This is a genomic window from Methylocaldum szegediense (genome assembly GCF_949769195.1).
Taxonomy (GTDB): domain Bacteria; phylum Pseudomonadota; class Gammaproteobacteria; order Methylococcales; family Methylococcaceae; genus Methylocaldum; species Methylocaldum szegediense.
In genome coordinates this window covers 3,791,703-3,810,721 of the sequence record NZ_OX458333.1, presented here as the reverse complement: position 1 = coordinate 3,810,721, position 19,019 = coordinate 3,791,703, and the positions used below count along the sequence as shown (strand labels likewise).

Genomic DNA, 19,019 nt, shown 5'->3' with positions numbered 1-19,019 from the left:
AAATGCATCGAGCCGTTCATCCGCCGACACCCGCCACGGCTCAGCACGGATGAGTCAGTACAAGGAGGAAAGTTACGCGTGGCACCGGCAACGGAACTGACGTGTGTACGAAAAACCGCCGATCCGGTTCGCTGCATGGCGGCGGTTTTCAATGGACCAAGAGACATTCGAGTAACCCTCGTCACGGTACCTCCACCGGGGCCGGGGCAGGTTCGGGTCAAGCTGGAAGGCTGCGGCGTCTGCGCTTCGAATCTGCCGGTTTGGGAAGGACGCCCGTGGTTCGATTATCCTTTCCCGCCCGGCGCCCCTGGACACGAAGGCTGGGGACGCGTCGAAGCGGTCGGCGAGGATGTCGACTACCCGGCCATAGGCACCCGAGTCGCGATTTTGTCCGACCGAGCCTATGCCCAATACGAACTGGTCGATCGCCACGCTGCCATCCCTCTTCCGCCCGCGCTTGATGGCTGGTTTTTCCCGGGAGAACCGCTGGCCTGCGCCATGAACGTGTTTCAGCGCAGCGGCATCCGGCCCGGAGAAACGGTGGCGGTCGTCGGCGTCGGCTTCATGGGCGCTCTGCTCGTCGGCCTGGCTACTGCGGCCGGCGCCCGCGTGGTGGCTCTCTCCCGCCGCCCCTACTCGCTCGACATCGCGCGCCGTCAAGGTGCGGCCGAAACCCTGGACGTCGGCAATTTCCAAGCGGCGCTGGACCGGGTCAAGGCACTGACCGATGGCGCGGGTTGCGATTGCGTGATCGAAGCCGCGGGCGAGCAGTGCACCCTGGATCTGGCCAGCGAACTAACCCGTGTGCGCGGCCGGTTGGTGATCGCGGGCTACCATCAGGACGGCTCGCGCACGGTGAACATGCAACTTTGGAACTGGCGCGGCCTCGACGTCATCAACGCCCACGAACGCGATCCGAAGCGGTACGCCGAGGGACTCTACGCGGCGATCGAAGCCGCGAGCACCGGCCGATTCGATCCGTCGCCGCTTCTCACCCATCGTTTCTCGCTCACGGAACTACCCCGGGCTTTCGATCTGATGGGCTCGCGCCCCGAGGGTTTTTTGAAAGCGGTGGTACTGCCATGAGCACCAATCTAGCGCGAGAGACAGGCCCGCAGCTTCGCCCGAACCGTCCTAGACTAGGTTTTCTGGGCGTCGGCTGGATCGGCCGCGACCGGATGGCCGCCTTGGTGAACGAGGATTGCGCCGAGATCGTTGCCATTGCCGACCCTGCGACGGACGCCCTGCGCGAGGCTTCGCGCCTCGCCCCCGGTGCCCTGCTGAGCGACCGTCCGGACGATTTGTTCGATTGCGCCATCGACGGCGTGGTCATCGCGACGCCCAGCGCCGTGCATGCGCACCAGACAACGGCGGCACTCGAACGCGGGCTCGCGGTGTTTTGCCAGAAACCGCTGGCTCGCACCCGGCAGGAGGCGCAAAACGTCGTCGATGCAGCGCGGCGCGCGGATAGATTGTTGAGCGTCGATCTGAGCTATCGCCATGTGCGCGGCATGGCGGAGGTTCGCGAGGCCATCCGCCGCGGCGAACTCGGCGAAATCTATGCACTAGATCTGAGCTTCCACAACGCCTACGGACCAGACAAGCCCTGGTTCTACGACCTCGCCCAATCAGGTGGCGGCTGCGTCATGGACCTCGGCACTCACCTGGTCGATCTGGCGCTGTGGATGCTGGATTTCCCGGAAGTCGGACATGTGACGAGCCGTTTGTACGCTCAGGGGAAACCTGTGGCGAAACCGGCAACTCAGGTCGAAGACTACGCCGTCGCCGAAATCGAATTCCGTAGCGGTGCCGTCGCGCGCATCGCCTGTTCGTGGCGGCTCTCGGCTGGCCGCGACGCGGTGATCGATTTCGCCTTTTACGGCACTAAGGGTGCCGCCGCGCTCCGCAATGTCGACGGTTCGTTCTGGGATTTCGTCGTCGAGCGCTTCCATGGCACGCGGCGTGAAGTTGTCGCCAGCTATCCCGATGCCTGGGGCGGACGGGCGCTCATCGATTGGGTACGACGGCTGGGCGAAAACGGCCGCTTCGCCCCGGAGGCCCGACAGTTCGTGGAAGTCGCCGCCGTAGTCGACAGGATTTACGGACGATGAACATTCTGATGACGGCCGACACAATAGGCGGGGTCTGGCGGTACGCGCTGGAGCTGGCACGCGGATTGGAGCCGTTCGGTGTCAACATCCTGTTGGCCACCATGGGCGCGCCCTTGTCCACCGAGCAACGGCGCGAGGTTGCGGCGCTGCGCCATGTCCGCGTCACAGAGAGCCGGTACAAACTGGTTTGGATGGACGATCCCTGGGCAGACATCGAAGCGGCAGGCGACTGGCTGCTGAGACTCGCGGAAAACTTCAAACCCGCGCTGATTCATTTGAACGACTATCCCCACGGCGCTCTGCCGTGGTCGGCGCCGGTGCTGATGGTCGGCCATTCGTGTGTGCTCTCATGGTGGCAGGCGGTGCACGGGGTACCAGCACCGGCACGCTTGGACCGCTATCGAGACGCAGTTCGAACCGGGCTCCGGGCGGCAAACGGCGTGATAGCGCCGACCGCCGCAATGCTCGCCGAACTGCACAGGCTGTACGGCCCTTTGCTAGCCGCCCGAGTGATTTTCAACGGGCGCACCGTCCAACCGCAGCGGAAAAAAAAGGCTTTCATCCTCTCGGCCGGCCGTCTCTGGGACCCGGGGAAGAACATCGCCGGCCTCGCCCGGATTGCGCCTCGCTTGTCCTGGCCCGTCTATGTCGCCGGCGAAGCCCGGCATCCAGACGGCGCCACAGCCGAGTTCCCGAACCTGCGTTGCTTGGGGCCGCTTTCCGCGAAGCGGCTCGAGAACTGGTTTGCCCATGCGTCGATCTATGCCCTTCCCGCCCGTTACGAGCCCTTCGGACTGTCGATCCTGGAAGCAGCCTCGGCGGGATGCGCGCTGGTGCTCGGCGACATCGCGAGTCTACGCGAAATTTGGCAGGACGCTGCCTTATTTATACCGCCGGACGATACCGAGCGGCTGGCTTCGACTCTTCAGGAACTAATCGACCGGCCGGACCTGAGACACGAGTACGCGGTCAAAGCCCGCATTCGAGCGGCGCGGTTTACACCGGAACGGATGGCGGCCGCGTATTGGGAAATTTACCGGGAGCTGACCACCGATCACCGGGCGGCCGAGTACCGGGCCGGCACTGCGGCCAGAGCGACATCGCACCGGGGACTATCGCCATGAAGCGAGCGAATTTAAGCGCCGCAAGACAACCGATACCGATACGGTCACGCTCTTCCATTCGACATTAACAAGTGGAAGTCCAGGATGAAGTTTGTACTTTTTTATCACTCTCTGATTTCCGACTGGAATCACGGCAATGCTCATTTCTTGCGGGGCATCGTCACCGAGCTGATGCAGCGCGGCCACTGCGTCGAAGTGTATGAGCCGACCGACGGTTGGAGTCTTCGCAACCTCCGCGCCGAGAGGCCACCCGGTTCACTCAGGGGCTTTTTCGAAGCCTATCCACACCTGCTCAGCCGGTTCTACGACGTCGACCAACTCGATCCCGGAGCCGTCCTGGCCGACGCCGACGTCGTCATCGTGCACGAGTGGAACGATCCGGCCCTGGTCAAGAAGATCGGGCGCCATCGCGCTCGTTCGGGACACTATCTCTTGTTGTTCCACGACACCCACCATCGTGCCGTGACCGATCCGGAGTCGATCGCCCGATACGACCTCGAACACTACGATGGCGTATTGGCATTCGGCAAGGTGCTACGGGACATCTACCTGGACCGCGGCTGGGCCGCGCGCGCCTGGACCTGGCACGAAGCAGCCGACACCCAGGTCTTCCGGCCGATACCGTGCGAGCCCGAGGAAGGCGATTTGGTTTGGATCGGCAATTGGGGCGACGACGAGCGCACCCGTGAACTCGAGGAATTCCTGTTCGAGCCGGCCAAAACCCTCGGGCTTCAAGCGCGGGTTTACGGTGTGCGCTATCCGGAACGGGCGCTCAAAGTCTTGTCTGAGGCCGGAATCGAATATGGCGGATGGCTGCCGAATTACGAAGTCCCGCGAGTGTTCGCCCGCTTCAAGGTGACAGTCCATGTCCCGCGGCGGCCGTATGCCCGGGCTTTGCCCGGAATACCGACGATACGCCCCTTCGAGGCGTTGGCCTGCGGCATTCCTTTGGTTAGTGCCCCTTGGGACGACATCGAACATTTATTCACGCCGGGACAGGATTTTCTGGTCGCCCACACCCGCCGTGAAATGGAGGAGGCCATCGCGGCCATCCTCAACGATCGGAGCTTCGCGCGGACGCTGGCCGAACACGGCCGCGCCGCCATATTGAAACGGCATACCTGCGCGCACCGCGTCGACGAGTTGCTCGACATCTGTCGGGAACTTCGTCTGTCCCGTTCCGCAAAGCGCAAATCGAGGAAAGAGCCCGCTGTCCTGTGAGAGGTGGTTATGAAACATCGACCCCACGTCGCATTCTTCGGCTCCAGCTTGGTCTCGACCTACTGGAACGGCGCAGCCACTTATTACCGCGGGCTGATTCGCGCTTTGAGCGTGCTGGGGTACCGCACCACCTTCTACGAACCGGACGCTTTCGAGCGCCAGCAACATCGCGACATCGCCAACCCGACCTGGGCAAAGGTCGTGGTTTATCCCGCAACCGAACAGGGCGTTTCAGCCGCGCTCGACGCTGCCCGACAAGCGGACATCCTGGTCAAGGCGAGCGGCGTCGGCGTGTTCGACGACTGGCTCGAACGCGAAATCCTGAGTCTTCAGGCACCGAATCGAACGGTCATCTTTTGGGACGTGGATGCACCGGCAACCCTGGAGCGGATTCAACGCAACCCGAGCGATCCATTCCTTGCCCTAATCCCCCGTTACGATTTGGTCCTGACCTACGGTGGCGGCCCGCCGGTGATAGACGCCTACCGCGCGCTGGGCGCGCGCGATTGCGTACCGGTCTACAACGCGCTGGACCCGGCGACCCATTACCCCGTAGCGGCGCAGCCCCGCTTTGCCGCCACACTGGCCTTTCTGGGCAACCGTCTCCCGGATCGGGAAGCGCGGGTGCACGAATTCTTCTTCAAGCCCGCAGCCGAACTACCGAAAGCCGATTTCCTGCTCGGCGGAAACGGGTGGGAAAGCAATTTGCCGGAGCTCCCCAACCTCCGCTGTCTCGGCCATGTGTACGCCCATGATCACAACGCCTTCAACTGCAGTTCGCGCATGGTCCTCAATATCAACCGCAGCAGCATGGCGCGGTTTGGCCACTCTCCTGCCACCCGCATCTTCGAGGCAGCCGGTGCCGGTGCCTGCATCGTTACCGACGCCTGGGAGGGTATCGAACGGTTTCTGGAACCGGACCGGGAGATTCTGGTCGCTCACACCGGGGAAGATGTCGCTCGCCATCTGGAATCGATTTCCGAACAGCGCGCTCGAGCGATCGGTGCTGCCGCTATGCGCCGGGTGATCTCGGAACACACCTACGCGCACCGGGCGGCGCTGGTCCACCGAATTCTGAACGGTCTAACGTCAGACGGCAGATCGAGCAACTCGACTTCGCTTCGATCTAATGCTGGAGAGAACGCACTTCTCGAAATTTCCTTGAACCCACAAACAGGAGCTTAATCATGTCCGAGCCATTGAACATCGTCATACTGGGACTCTCGATTACGTCATCCTGGGGCAATGGACACGCCACAACGTATCGGGCACTCGTGCACGGCCTGAGTACGCGCGGCCATAATGTCCTATTTCTCGAACGCGACCAACCGTGGTATGCGAAAAACCGTGATCTCCCAAATCCGCCTTATGGTACAACCTACCTCTACAACGATCTCGATGAATTGAAGGACCGCTTCACCGACGAGGTCGCGCAAGCTGATCTGGTTATCGTCGGCTCGTACGTTCCGGATGGCGTCGAGGTGGGCAGATGGGTGGTCGACACGGCGCGCGGAGTCACCGCGTTCTACGACATCGATACGCCGGTCACGCTGGCGAAACTGGTGCATGGCGACTACGAATACCTGCACCCGGATCTGATCCCCCGATACGAGCTCTATCTCTCGTTTACCGGCGGTCCGCTACTGTCCTGGCTCAAACGTTCGTACCGTGCGCAAAGGGTGGAGCCGCTCTACTGCTCGGTTGATCCGGATTTGCATTCCTCCGACTTCGGCCCCATCGAATATGACCTCGGTTACATGGGCACTTACAGCGAGGATCGGCAGCCGGCGGTTCAGGAACTGCTGCTGAAACCCGCGCGCCAGTGGGAAAAAGGCCGTTTTGCTGTAGCCGGGCCGCAATATCCGGAGAGCATAGCCTGGCCCCCGAACGTTCACCGTATCGACCACTTGCCGCCCGCCGCTCACCGGCGTTTTTACACCTCGCAGCGGTTCACTCTGAACGTCACCCGCCATGAAATGATACGTGCCGGTTATTCGCCTAGCGTGAGACTGTTCGAGGCCGCCGCCTGCGGGACGCCGGTCATTTCCGATTACTGGCAGGGCCTCAATAGCTTCTTCAAGATCGGCGAGGAAATTCTAGTGGCGGAACGCGCCGAAGATGTTCTGCGTTATCTGCACGAGCTGTCGGAAACCGAACGGACCCGAATTGGCGAACGGGCGCGCGCCAGGGTGCTTGCCGCGCACACGTCGATCCATCGCGCGATAGAGCTGGAAAACCACGTGCGCAGAGCACGCGGGGGATGCCCTAGACCTCGCATCATCCATAGCTACGGCTAGAACGTTTTTTACTAGGGTGTAGCGAACCGGCTGCCTATGGCCCCTTACACCGCACTAAAAAATGTTTTCGCCGCGAACGGCGCATTACCAACGACCATGGAGGTGTCGTTATGTCGCACGAATCGAAAAAAACGACGAATCACGACGAGATTCGCCGCTGGGTGGAAGAACGGGGAGGCTGGCCCGCCACCGTGAAAGGCACTGCCGCCAAGGGCGACGAAGCCGGCATCCTGCGCATCGGTTTCACCGAAGGCGGCGAAACGCTGGAGCGGATCTCCTGGGAGGCGTTCTTCGACAAATTCGAGGAGCAGAAACTGGCGTTTTTATATCAAGAAAGGACACAGAGCGGAGAAGTGAGCCGTTTCTTCAAACTCGTCCGGCGCGATTGATGGCCGCCTCGCGAGACGGAAGAAAATACGCTCCTCTCTCGCCAGTCGCACTACGCGGAGTTGGAATTCCCGATCGAACCGAAGCGGATACGGCGGCGAAAACCTGCGAGCGTAACCGGCAGACCGCCCGAGCGACCGAGAACTCAGGGCGTAGATGAATCATCGATGAGCTCGAGGCCGTTTTCGTCGCACCAAAGGCGCAACGCCTTTTCAGTCTCGCGGGATTGGTATTCGTACCAACGTTCGAGTTGGTTTCGGCTGTCCAAGAAATCTTTGAAGCGGCGGTAAGCGCCTTTCCTTCGAAAGAATTCGGAAACGGTTTCGTATTCGTCGGGGAGTTCTTGCTGTATGAATGACAATATAAAGTTACGTCCCAAGTCCAGATCATACTTGTGAGGAACCTCGACGTATCTGTTCGATGATTCGAGATCGTCTGGAATCTTTTCTTCGAAGTCGAGCTCGGATGCCAAGTAGTGAATCTTTCCGTTTCCCCGATCAATGAAAGCCCTGTTGTCCATGGGCGCGCTGGCGCTCACGAATTCGAAGGCATCAAGGAGTTCGGAATAGCTGAGTTTTGCTTTGGACACTTGCCCCCACCTTCTGAATCATCGGCGCTTAGTGCGAATTCCAATCTATCGGGTAGCCAGAGTGTCTGAACGAATTGGCCTCGTATTGTTTTGTCGAGAGCTACACGCTCGTCCTTAACATGAGGCACAACCGGCAAACAACCGCCCCGCACACGTCGAGCCTACGAGTAGTGCAGGTTCCCACCGAAAGTTGCTCGCATCCATCACTTTTGCTATGGGATCAATGTTGGCGACTACTGCGCCAAGAATCGCCGCCGTACCAGTCAGCAGCCAAGTCGAGAATTCTCCCGCTTTAGCCAACTGCACTGTAGATTATATTCAGGCGACAAGTAGTTTCTGTCAAGTCCCGCAAGATCGTAAACCTTCTTTCGAAAAAGATGAGGATGGGACAGTTGCCAGTTTTTGAGAGCCTGGATCGGGGTGAGATGGCGTAAGGCCTTTTGGGGAATGTGATGATTGTACAGCTCGACATAGCGGTGCAGGGTGGTGTCCAGATCGGCGGTTGAATCGAAGTGATGGGTTTGCAACACCTCCTCGATGCGGCCATTGAAGCGTTCCACCAGGCCATTCGTTTGGGGCCGGCCCGGCGGAATCAGGCGATGTTCGATGCCTTGTTCAGTACAGAGGCGGTCAAACTCATGCGTCCCCGAGGGCTGCCGAGTTCGGGTCAGGAAACGGTCGGTAAACTCCGAGCCGTTGTCGGTCAGGCATTTCTGGATGCGGAAAGGCGCGGCCTGAATCACCGCTTTGAGGAAGTCCTTTGCGCTTAAGGCGGAGCGGTTGGGCTTGAGGGCGACATAGACCCAGCGGGTGGCGCGGTCGATGGCGACGAACAGGTATCGGCGGGGTTCGCCGTCGATGGCGGGCAAGTACTTAACATCCAGGTGAAGGAAGCCGGGCTCATAGGCCTTGAAGGGTTTGACCTTCGCCTTCTCTGTAGGCGGAAGCAGGGTCTTGAGGGACGCCACCCCGTGGCGGCGCAGGCAGCGGTCTAGCCCGGAACGGGACACGGCGGGATTGAGAAATTCCCGGGTCACGGCCAGGAGATCATCCAAGGGGAGGAGCAGAGCTTGGCGGAGGTAGACCACGATGGCTTCCTGGGCGGGCGTGAGCGTGGTTCTGAGGGTGTGGGGCCGGTGTGAGGCATCTTCGACCGAGGAGCGGTGTTTCCACTTGCGGACGGTCGTTCGGCTAATGCCATGCTTTTGGGCCAAGGCGCGCTCGCTCAACGTGGACGCTTGAATGGCCTGCCGAACGGCCGGGGTGGTACGGGCGTTCTTATGAAGACGAATCGGCATGGAGAGAAACCTCACTTGGACGAACCGAATATCTCCTGGAGAAGGCTCCGGGCTTCGAACCAAGCATAACTCCTTCTCGGTAAATAATCACACGAGACGCGACATATAACGGCTAACCTAAAATTCTCCTGCGCAGCAGGGAAACCCATTTGAACGCTTTCTTAATGTATTCCGATCTTCCCGTGCAAAAAGGCGTAATAGCATCCTACAAACCACAAATATCCCTCCTCCCGCAAATACACCGATAATAAAGCACGAAGCGAATAATTTAATACAGTAGATATAATCAAGGTCACCGGTAGGCAAGTAGAACTTGGACTGAGCGTTGTGAGTTATACCCAGCCACAGGAAGGCAAATCCACTAGCCGTTCCGAAGGCAAGCGAGACCGCTACGAGTTGTACGCATATATTCTTCATTTCTTGCTGCCTTTTAGCCAAGGCTGCGTGGAATAGAGTTGTTTCTGATGCTAAACAATTGTAAATCAACAGATTTTGTAGTTCCAAAGACCGGCGGAAAGTGAGAAAAAATAATCCACGAAGTGACCCAGATGATTTCTAATCCGATGCATCAAGCAGTGGAAGAACTTCATGCCACCGATGGCATGCTCAACGATGACCCGCGTGGCGGCTTGTTTTCTGTTCTGTTTCTTCTGCTCAGGCGTCAATGTCGGATTAGGGTTTTTCTTGGATTTTCTGGGTTTCTTGTGGGGTAGATATATTTGGGTACTTTGATAATCTTTGTCCGCGCCCAGAAATCCTAAGTCAAGCCATAAATTGACCTTCTCGAACCACGCTGAACCCGGTGTGAAGACGTCTTTCATGAGTGTGTAGTCATGTACGCTGCCTGCCACAATGCAGCACAAAAACAATATCCTTCGATTAAAGTCGGAGATTACGAGGGATTTGAGCGTATGTCTTTTTTTTTCCGCTGTAATGCTTTTCCTGTTCAGTTTCATCTTGGGGTCGAACGCAAGCGACCTCTACGCCATCGATCACTATGTTCTTATATTGATCAATGAGTTGAGAGAATTCTTCTGGGGTTGTTAGTGTGCGCTCCGGCATGACGTTGAGGCTTGTCAACGCTCGCACTAAAACCGGCAGCAACCGGTCGATATGGGCATGGGCATGTCCGCCACTAAAACCGAAATGAAAGCCCAGAACGTCAAAAGTGGGATAGGTTTTCAAATAGTACAAAACGAAAAACAGCTTTTTCTCGTAAGAATCAAGATAACCTTTAGGGCCGCCCTGTTTGACGTGTTTTATCTCGCCCTTTTCGACACGCTCTCGATCGATGGCGAGAGCGGCCGACTCGAATACTTTGACGAGGGCTGTGAACTTCGCCTTGGGCATTCCAATCAACGATGCCACGATACGGTCATCGGTTATTTGGCTAAATTTGTCGTAGATCACGGAAGGTTTTTATATTCGGATTTGTTTGAGAAACAAGTGGGCTATCAATACCATGCATTAGCATCAGGTACAACTCTAATATATTTCTTCAACGCGAGCGCCGTAGTTGCTGACGTAATGCGCATTAATATTGTTGTAAAGGGTCGCTATCTGACGGACTGATGATCCGACAGGCAGATTTGAAATTATCCGTTTGAGAATTTTAGCATCAGCTTTGATGTTATTGTACAGATCAGCTAAAGACTTCCGATCACTAAATGCACTGCCCCAGTATTCCACATTGATACTCATCGGAAGAATCGCCTTATTCTAGCTAATCAGGCGTAATGACGCGTCGTAATAACCGTGAGTAGTTTCCATATACATAATAGCGCGGATAAGCCGCGCCTCTACGCCCGTTTCTCTTGCAACTCGGTCGATAAGTGTCGCGTCTCGTGTGATTATTTACCGAGAAGGAGTTATGCTCTGTTCGAAGCCCGGAGCCTTCTCCAGGAGATATTCGGTTCGTCCAAGTGAGGTTTCTCTCCATGCAGATTCGTCTTCATAAGAACGCCCGTACCACCCCGGCCGTTCGGCAGGCCATTCAAGCGTCCACGTTGAGCGAGCGCGCCTTGGCCCAAAAGCATGGCATTAGCCGAACGACCGTCCGCAAGTGGAAACACCGCTCCTCGGTCGAAGATGCCTCACACCGGCCCCACACCCTCAGAACCACGCTCACGCCCGCCCAGGAAGCCATCGTGGTCTACCTCCGCCAAGCTCTGCTCCTCCCCTTGGATGATCTCCTGGCCGTGACCCGGGAATTTCTCAATCCCGCCGTGTCCCGTTCCGGGCTAGACCGCTGCCTGCGCCGCCACGGGGTGGCGTCCCTCAAGACCCTGCTTCCGCCTACAGAGAAGGCGAAGGTCAAACCCTTCAAGGCCTATGAGCCCGGCTTCCTTCACCTGGATGTTAAGTACTTGCCCGCCATCGACGGCGAACCCCGCCGATACCTGTTCGTCGCCATCGACCGCGCCACCCGCTGGGTCTATGTCGCCCTCAAGCCCAACCGCACCGCCTTAAGCGCAAAGGACTTCCTCAAAGCGGTGATTCAGGCCGCGCCTTTCCGCATCCAGAAATGCCTGACCGACAACGGCTCGGAGTTTACCGACCGTTTCCTGACCCGAACTCGGCAGCCCTCGGGGACGCATGAGTTTGACCGCCTCTGTACTGAACAAGGCATCGAACATCGCCTGATTCCGCCGGGCCGGCCCCAAACGAATGGCCTGGTGGAACGCTTCAATGGCCGCATCGAGGAGGTGTTGCAAACCCATCACTTCGATTCAACCGCCGATCTGGACACCACCCTGCACCGCTATGTCGAGCTGTACAATCATCACATTCCCCAAAAGGCCTTACGCCATCTCACCCCGATCCAGGCTCTCAAAAACTGGCAACTGTCCCATCCTCATCTTTTTCGAAAGAAGGTTTACGATCTTGCGGGACTTGACAGATAAGCGCTGAATATTTGGTAACATCCGAAAATGCCGCAATTTCGTATATTGGTTCGGCTCCAGCAGCCTTTGGGTTTTCAAGAAACACAAACTCGCAAGTTCAAAGACGCTTCAAAAATACACTCTAGCTAATGCGCCGCAGCAAATAACCACGTCCGTTTTTACTCTCAAATCCAAAGTCGTTCCGGACGCAGCTTTGCAGCAAGACGGTACCGGCGTCAGAAACAAAAGAATTCTGTCCAGACGGATGTCGCCTGGCGTCCAAATTCCTTTCGAACCGTGTCAATCGCCCGGTGTCTAATTTCTGAGCCGATTGGTGATCAAACGGCGCCGGTGGCGCTTCAAGCATCTGTCGGCAAGGACTCATAGGCTCCATGTACCGGTTCGGCCGGTGCATTCCGGACAACCAAATAGACTAGATTCAAGGAGTATGCGATGGCTACGCTGCACAAATCCATCGAAGTCAACGTACCGGTAAAGGTTGCCTACAACCAATGGACGCAGTTTGAAGATTTTCCAAATTTTATGGAAAACCTCGTTGAGGTTCGCCAGATCGATGATAGCCATGTTCATTGGCACGCCGAGATCGCCGGTAAGCACAAGGAATGGGACACCGAAATCGTCGAGCAAATACCGGATCAACGCATCGCGTGGCGCAGCATGGCGGGATCGGAGAATCAGGGCGTGGTGACGTTCGAGCCGATTGCCACCGACCGTACCCGCGTCAGCGTCGACATCGAATATCAACCTGAAACTGCGATGGAAAAGGTCGGGGCCATGCTCGGGATGGTGTCGTCCAATGTGGAAAAAGACCTGCAGAACTTCAGGGATTTCATTGAGTCGCGCGGACACGAAACTGGCGCCTGGCGGGGAGAACTCCATTGAGCCTGCGATTTCGGCGGGACTCCTCGAAAGACGATGGCATACCGCGTCGTAATTACGGTCCTAAGGAATCACCGCCTTCCCTCTGAAACGCGAAGGAGCCAAGTCTAAGCAGGCCAACTCTCCTTCCCGTCGATTTCGCCTTCTTTCACGCCGCCCTCCCAGAGTCGTCTTACCCGATCAGCTGCACAAGGCGCTTGGGGAGGGCGAACGCAAGCAACGGCACGCTTTCCCTCGGAGAACGGATACGCTCTTCGGCAAAAGACTGCCGACCGGTCCAAGCGCCGCCAAACGTATCGGTAAGAAGTCCCCGTCCTCCCAACGCCATTACGAATGCTCCGATCAAGGCCTTCGGCCGAACTCAGGACAGACCCTTCGCCTCGGCTCGGGGCAGGTTTGGTCAAAGCATCGCCGGACTCGTCGTATTCAGAGCTCTTTCGAATCGACGGTACCGTCCTTCCGCTCGAACTTTTTCGTATAAACAAACATTCAGTGTAATCGTCGCCAACCGGGTTTATCAGGCATAATTTCCCGAATAAAACCAGCGTGCGAGAACTCGAACATGCAGATTTTACGAACCAAGAAAACCACTGCGGACGATTTTCAGGAGAGTGGACTAAGACGCTGTCTCAGCGCGATGGATCTGACCCTCCTCGGAATCGGAGCCATCATTGGCACCGGCATCTTCGTGTTGACCGGCATCGCGGCGGCAACTCAGGCAGGACCGGCGGTGATCATCTCCTTCGTGATTGCGGGCTTTGCCTGCGCATTCGCCGCGCTGTCCTACGCCGAGCTGGCTTCGAGCGTGGGCGGGTGTGGCAGCGCCTATGGATACAGCTATGCCGCGTTCGGCGAATTGGCGGCCTGGATCATCGGCTGGGACCTGATCCTGGAATACGGGCTCTCGGTGGCAGCCGTGGCGAACGGTTGGTCCGGCTATTTCAACAACGCTCTAACGGCTATCGGCTTGCCGCTTCCCGATTATCTAACCCGCGCGCCAGAATTGGGCGGCATCATCAATCTCCCGGCGGCGGGCATCGTGATGGTTCTGATGATCCTGCTGATCATCGGCGTCAAGGAAAGCGCCCGGCTTAACTCGATCATGGTCTTCATCAAGGTGATGACCATAGCCGTGTTCGTCTCGGTCGCGATGTTCAACATCAATCCCGCAAATTGGCATCCCTTCATGCCTTTCGGCTGGTTCGATCACACCACCGATGGCAAGCCGATCGGCATTTTCGCGGCCGCGTCCATCGTGTTCTTCGCTTATGTCGGATTCGATGCCGTTTCCACGGCTACCGAGGAGGCGCGCAATCCAAAAAAAGACGTACCTATAGGCATCGTCGCGGCACTGGTTTTCTGCACGCTGATCTATATCGTGGTGGCGGGACTGCTGACGGCGGTCGTCCCCTATACGGAACTCAACGTGTCGTCTCCGGTAGCCCATGCGCTCCAGCTCCTAGGGCTGAACTGGGCATCGGCACTGGTCGCGACCGGCGTCATTACCGGGCTAACCACGGTCATGCTGGTGCTTTATTACGCGCTGACCCGCATCATCTTTGCGATGTCGCGTGACGGTCTCCTGTCACCGTGGTTTTCGACCGTGAATCCGAAAACCCAAACTCCGGTGAGAGTCATCATATTGTGCGGATTTCTGATTGCGTCCGTGGCTGGTTTCGTGCCGCTCAGCGAACTCGCCGAATTGGTCAACATAGGTACACTGTTCGCATTCGTGCTGGTCTGTGTCGGCGTGATCATCCTCCGCATCACCGAACCCGACATGCACCGGCCCTTCAAGGCACCCGCCAATCCGGTACTCCCGACACTGGGCGCTCTCTGCTGCGGTGCGCTGATGGTCTTTCTACCAGCTACCACCTGGTACCGTTTCACGATCTGGCTAGGCATTGGGCTAATCGTCTATTTCCTATACTCGGTGCGCCACAGCAAGCTCGCGAAGACGGAAGAAGCCCAAACGAACGAGGTATAGACGAAAGCTCATGTCTTTCTGACAAATAACACCGCCTAATTCCCGACGCCGACCCGGCCCGCATCCCTCTTTCCCAACTGGCTGCCGCATGAGGTCCGGTACTTAGCGACGGGCTTTTCCGGGCGGCCGGTCGGCGATTGAACTTTCGGTCCGAGTCGTAGTCCCTCAGTTACTTAAGATGCTGTTGGGCTATCGAGCCAGAGGATGTCATGGCGACGCAAGACGTCACGGAAGCGAAGGGAACCAAAAGCAAGGCGTTTACTCAATCCCGATTGGGACGAGCTTTCAGTCCTTCCTATCGGTTCGATCACCGGTTCGATGATATCCATCTCCGCCCGGAGGCAGGGACAAGATTCGAAGGTCGAACTCCAACGGCGAATATCATCAGTCGCGACCAGGCGAAAAAAGGCGGGCACCGCCGCCGCGCTTTTCAATCCCCGGTACAGTACTGTCAATGTGGAGCCCGAGTCGGGTTCCCAAGAGGCAACAGACAATCCGATTCCGGGCTTCGCCTTTTCGAACGGCTAGCCTTCGTTCTCTTCGTGTTCTTCGTCGGCACCGCGCAGGCTCTGGCTGGGTCGGACTCGGTATCTTTCCTGCCTGCCAATATCGTCGTCGAGGACGTGGCGGTCTCTGCCTGGGACGACGAGGAAACTGCCAGCGCCCAGATTCTGCTGCGCAATACCGGAGATGAGAGCGCCTGCACTGTACAAGTGACCGAGATCACCGTAAGCAACGGCAGCTACGCCGGCCCCGCCACTCTGCCCATTTCCCTTGGCATCCTGGAGGCAGGAAAGGACGCCCGGTTCGACAGCTTACTGAAGATGCCGGTCGATGGGAGCGAGAACGAGTTGGTCGTGAAGGGCGAATACGGGTGCGGCTCGTTTCCCGAAACCTTCGTCGAAAGCCGCACGATCGCTCCGAACGTTGCGCCACCCGGACCTTTTGAGAGTCGGTCGGGCCAAGCCACAGTGCAGAAACCCAGCGAGGCCGTCTACCCGCCCGCTCCGCCGCCGGCCACTTTCGGTCCCAACGCCGAATCGCCCATCTTCGTGCCCTTGGGGCCGCCGCGCCTCCTGCCCGCGCCCATCAATCCCAACAACATCGTTGCCACCGACCTCGGCACCAGCCAAGGCGGAGCAGCGGTTCGGATCCCGCGCAATACCAGCATGCGCAGCGCCGGCGTACCGCCGGATCCCAACGTGGCCGCCGATGCGCCCAATGGCGTGGTACTCGCCACCTACAATACGGGCATCAGCTATTCCACTGATGGCGGAGCGAAACTCACCGACGTAAATCTCTTCAGTCCGCAGCCGGGCAATCCCGCCCGCACCTCCTTCTTCCCGCAAGACGACGGTGGCCTATGCTGCGACCAAGTGGTGGTGTACCTGCGAAATCAAAACCTGTTCGTCTGGCTGCTCCAGTACCAGCCGGTAGTGAACACCGCGGTAACCCCCAACGTGATCACCTCGCCCAACCGGCTTCGCATTGCCTGGGCAACCCCTGCCGCCATCAGGAACGACTTCTGGAATGCGTGGACCTACGTCGATCTCACCGGCACCAACGTGGCCGGCGTTTCCGACGGACTCGGCATCAACAATAACGAATGGCTGGACTACCCCGATCTAGCCTGGTCCGACACCTTTCTGTACGTAGGCGTCGACCACGGATTCTCCACCCCCGGCCAAGTCTACACCGGACGGCGCATCGTGCCCCGATTGTCGCTGGCCGACATGGCTAACCCCGCGGCGACCGCCGTGAATTACCGTTTCGCCGAACTGACGGGGTCCAACGGCCTCAACAAGACCCACTTCGTCCAGAACGCGCCCGGCCGCATGGTAGTAGGTTCCCTCGACAATTCAAGCACCCTGCGGGTGTTCACCTGGATGGACGGGGAGGATTCCATCCCCTCCCCCAGCACCGTGGGCATCAGCCAGATTCAGCAGGGCGCGAGCTACACCTCGACCGCTCCCGACGGCAGCGACTGGGTCGCAGTGTCTTTCCCCGGCAATATCAGCGGCGCGACTTACCGCAGCGTCATCCCGGGTCTCGGCGTATCGTCCCGGCCGGAGTATGTGTTTGCTTTCACTGCGGGCACAAACGCCGGCGGCGGCCGGCCCCAAGCCTATGTTCGGCTAGAGACTCTCACTCCGTCCGGCGACAACGGCTACCGGGTTTCCAGCGAATACGATATCTGGAATAACAATTATGCTTTCGCAGTTGCTGCCCTGGGCAGCGGCCGGGGTCTGGTGAGGCCGGACATCGCCATCGTGGTGGCGGTGGGCGGCGGTACTTTGGGGTATCCCCAGATCTCCGTGGGCTTCAAGGACGACTTTGTGCTCTACCCGGTGACATCGAGCGACGCCACCCAGATTACCCGCTTCGGCGACTACTTCTCTGCCCGACTCATTCCCGGAACCGACGATCAATTCGCCACCCTGGGCTACGACGTGATCCTCAACCCTCTGCCGCCGGGCGTGCCCAGCGGCACCTGCGCCACCGTGGGTTGTACCGCCAACATGCGCTATGTTCAGTTCGGACGACCACCGTTCGTCGGGCCCAGATAGCGAAGGTTCGTGTTCCGAAGTTGCGAGCCTGGGGAGGCTGCGGATATTCACTTACCCGGGTGGACTGGGTTGGCGATCGCTCGATGGATAAGATCGCTTCGGCGCTCCGATCGCAAACGACCTGGCTGGAAGCGCCGGGGGCCCCTTCCCGAAGCGACCGTTTTATTGCAGAGGGTGTGAGCACTGCGAGGTGATGTGTTTTCGATTAGTGCATACTCCCTCCACAGCGACGGAAATGATGCCGGGATCTTAATCTACTGCGGTCTAGCGTGAATCAGGTTTGTGGCGCGCCAGATCGGTCGTCCAGACCAGTCTGACGCGACTTTTAGCCTTGGTCTCGGCCGGCGTCGAGGAACGGAGAACCGGGGCTTGATGTTCGGCGCCGGAGCCTAAACCTAGAGTCTGCCGTCGGGATTCCTCGGGTTTCAGACCGCCAACTCCGTAGGTGTCGCGAATCCGTTCGTCCGGTATCTTGCCGACACGCAGCCGCGGTTGCGGTCTGGCTTGCCAATTGCGTGCATCATGCAGGAGTCGAGGCGGACGCACGTATCGGTACACGGCATCGGAATCGAGCCGGCCCGCGTCATCCATGTCCCCGGAACGGTATACCGCGGATCGCGCTCTTTCGAGCTTGCGCTGATGCAGCCAGGCTCTCAGTTCTTTTAGCAGCGCCCGCTGATCCTCGCTGAATTCGAGCTCGACATCATGTAGGGCAACCGGTTTCGTTTCTTCGGGCTCGTCCTCGGCCGGTCCCGAACCTAAATTCTGAGCCAGGACCGGTCCGGAAAACGTCCATGCGACGAGAATTCCCCCAAGAGCCTTCTTTGTCCAATTGTTCACCATCATCCCCCGCGAAAAGACTGTACGAGTCCGCCCATCGATAAGGGGCATACGCTTTGGTGTTCATTCAGCCCTGGAACCTTGTCGCGATTCCCGGACGTGACTCACGCCGGCGTTACTCTCGAACGCCAACGCTCATCGTCGGAATCGCTGCCGTCAAAATAACCCGCGGCGGACGAACGGGCCCGCCCTAGTCGGAAATTGCGCGATTATGGCGATTCGGAGACCGATCTAAAACAAGGCGTTCAAAATCACCAACAAAATCACGGCGCCAAACACGGCCGTAGCGAAGCTTACCAAAGTTGTCGGACGCTCGACACCCGGCTTTCCTCCGAATCCCAAACGATCGGCGATCCAACCTCCGATAAATGCGCCGATGATACCGACTACGATATTGGCCAAAATGCCCATCTGATCCCCTCGTCCGACAATCAGACTGGCGACCCAGCCGGCAATCCCGCCGAAAATAATCCAAAGCAACATATCGACATCTCCCTGTTACGATGACCGGACCGAGACCATCGGCGACACTGCTGTCCCCATGATATCGGTTTCCGGATAAGGATGATCCTCTCGAGGAAGCTCTGATCGGGTTTCCGATTCGAAGAAGCAACCTGTGTAACTAATTAACCCTAAAGGCCTCAACTGAACACGCCGCGCATCCTATGCGAAACCGCTTGCGGCGCCTGCGTGCCGATCGGCCTCGCTGCGCTGTCCCGCTTTACCCGCGAATCCGGGACAGCCCATTTCCAGCCACCCGGTCGTCGCGTAGTGCCTCGCCCTGCAATTTGCCCCAAGGGAAGAGGACTGAATCAG

17 protein-coding genes and 1 pseudogene are annotated in these 19,019 nt (G+C 58.3%); 11 read left to right on the top strand and 7 right to left on the bottom strand.

The annotated features are described in order from the left end of the window. Positions 1 to 78: 78 nt before the first annotated feature. From QEN43_RS16530 to QEN43_RS16500, 7 genes are all read left to right on the top strand, one after another. On the top strand, positions 79 to 1,086 hold the full coding sequence (locus QEN43_RS16530) for an MDR/zinc-dependent alcohol dehydrogenase-like family protein (RefSeq protein WP_202901085.1): 1,008 nt from the start codon (positions 79 to 81) through the stop codon (positions 1,084 to 1,086). After that, the gene (locus QEN43_RS16525; RefSeq protein ID WP_036267919.1) at positions 1,083 to 2,111 is read left to right on the top strand and encodes a Gfo/Idh/MocA family protein; all 1,029 of its coding nucleotides are present in this window, start codon (positions 1,083 to 1,085) and stop codon (positions 2,109 to 2,111) included. Before QEN43_RS16530 ends, QEN43_RS16525 begins: the two co-directional genes overlap by 4 nt. Beyond that, positions 2,108 to 3,235 carry a glycosyltransferase family 4 protein gene (locus QEN43_RS16520; protein ID WP_202901084.1) on the top strand — a complete coding sequence of 376 codons (1,128 nt, stop codon included), beginning with the start codon at positions 2,108 to 2,110 and terminating at the stop codon, positions 3,233 to 3,235. The genes QEN43_RS16525 and QEN43_RS16520 overlap by 4 nt, the downstream gene beginning before the upstream one ends. A gap of 84 nt (positions 3,236 to 3,319) precedes the next feature. Further along, positions 3,320 to 4,456 carry a CgeB family protein gene (locus QEN43_RS16515; RefSeq protein WP_051331470.1) on the top strand — a complete coding sequence of 379 codons (1,137 nt, stop codon included), beginning with the start codon at positions 3,320 to 3,322 and terminating at the stop codon, positions 4,454 to 4,456. A gap of 9 nt (positions 4,457 to 4,465) precedes the next feature. Further along, the gene (locus tag QEN43_RS16510; protein ID WP_317963412.1) at positions 4,466 to 5,641 is read left to right on the top strand and encodes a CgeB family protein; all 1,176 of its coding nucleotides are present in this window, start codon (positions 4,466 to 4,468) and stop codon (positions 5,639 to 5,641) included. Positions 5,642 to 5,643: 2 nt separating this feature from the next. Next, positions 5,644 to 6,753 carry a CgeB family protein gene (locus QEN43_RS16505; RefSeq protein WP_317963411.1) on the top strand — a complete coding sequence of 370 codons (1,110 nt, stop codon included), beginning with the start codon at positions 5,644 to 5,646 and terminating at the stop codon, positions 6,751 to 6,753. A 110-nt stretch (positions 6,754 to 6,863) separates the two neighbouring features. Further along, complete coding sequence (locus QEN43_RS16500) at positions 6,864 to 7,142, top strand: hypothetical protein (RefSeq protein WP_026609431.1); 279 nt, start codon at positions 6,864 to 6,866, stop codon at positions 7,140 to 7,142. Between the two features lie 143 nt (positions 7,143 to 7,285). On the opposite strand, the gene QEN43_RS16495 is transcribed toward QEN43_RS16500, so the two are convergent. From QEN43_RS16495 to QEN43_RS16475, 5 genes and pseudogenes are all read right to left on the bottom strand, one after another. Continuing rightward, on the bottom strand, positions 7,286 to 7,729 hold the full coding sequence (locus QEN43_RS16495) for a UPF0158 family protein (RefSeq protein WP_317963410.1): 444 nt from the start codon (positions 7,727 to 7,729) through the stop codon (positions 7,286 to 7,288). 338 nt (positions 7,730 to 8,067) lie between these two features. Further along, positions 8,068 to 9,027 (bottom strand): annotated as a pseudogene (locus QEN43_RS16490) (IS481 family transposase); the annotation flags it as partial. Between the two features lie 482 nt (positions 9,028 to 9,509). Then, on the bottom strand, positions 9,510 to 9,983 hold the full coding sequence (locus QEN43_RS16485) for a transposase family protein (RefSeq protein ID WP_084161864.1): 474 nt from the start codon (positions 9,981 to 9,983) through the stop codon (positions 9,510 to 9,512). After that, positions 9,907 to 10,437 (bottom strand): helix-turn-helix domain-containing protein, encoded by a 531-nt coding sequence (locus QEN43_RS16480; RefSeq protein WP_317963409.1) that lies wholly within the window; start codon positions 10,435 to 10,437, stop codon positions 9,907 to 9,909. Before QEN43_RS16480 ends, QEN43_RS16485 begins: the two co-directional genes overlap by 77 nt. A 75-nt stretch (positions 10,438 to 10,512) precedes the next feature. Continuing rightward, entirely contained in the window at positions 10,513 to 10,728 is a 216-nt protein-coding gene (locus QEN43_RS16475) for a hypothetical protein (protein WP_317963408.1), read from the bottom strand. 236 nt (positions 10,729 to 10,964) lie between these two features. Here QEN43_RS16475 and QEN43_RS16470 point away from each other — a divergent pair, with 236 nt between their 5' ends. From QEN43_RS16470 to QEN43_RS16455, 4 genes are all read left to right on the top strand, one after another. Then, positions 10,965 to 11,930 carry an IS481 family transposase gene (locus tag QEN43_RS16470; protein WP_317963407.1) on the top strand — a complete coding sequence of 322 codons (966 nt, stop codon included), beginning with the start codon at positions 10,965 to 10,967 and terminating at the stop codon, positions 11,928 to 11,930. A 432-nt stretch (positions 11,931 to 12,362) separates the two neighbouring features. Next, on the top strand, positions 12,363 to 12,812 hold the full coding sequence (locus QEN43_RS16465) for an SRPBCC family protein (RefSeq protein WP_026609428.1): 450 nt from the start codon (positions 12,363 to 12,365) through the stop codon (positions 12,810 to 12,812). Between the two features lie 559 nt (positions 12,813 to 13,371). Continuing rightward, positions 13,372 to 14,796 (top strand): amino acid permease, encoded by a 1,425-nt coding sequence (locus QEN43_RS16460; RefSeq protein WP_026609427.1) that lies wholly within the window; start codon positions 13,372 to 13,374, stop codon positions 14,794 to 14,796. A 209-nt stretch (positions 14,797 to 15,005) separates the two neighbouring features. Continuing rightward, a complete protein-coding gene (locus QEN43_RS16455) occupies positions 15,006 to 17,363 on the top strand; it encodes a hypothetical protein (protein WP_026609426.1) in 2,358 nt (785 codons plus the stop codon). 264 nt (positions 17,364 to 17,627) lie between these two features. Here the strand turns inward: QEN43_RS16455 and QEN43_RS16450 are convergent, their stop codons facing one another. Beyond that, positions 17,628 to 18,203, bottom strand: coding sequence for a hypothetical protein (locus QEN43_RS16450; RefSeq protein ID WP_156912664.1), 576 nt, complete (start codon positions 18,201 to 18,203; stop codon positions 17,628 to 17,630). Between the two features lie 231 nt (positions 18,204 to 18,434). Further along, positions 18,435 to 18,686, bottom strand: a complete 252-nt coding sequence (locus tag QEN43_RS16445; RefSeq protein WP_026609424.1) for a GlsB/YeaQ/YmgE family stress response membrane protein — start codon at positions 18,684 to 18,686, stop codon at positions 18,435 to 18,437. Positions 18,687 to 19,019: the final 333 nt, after the last annotated feature.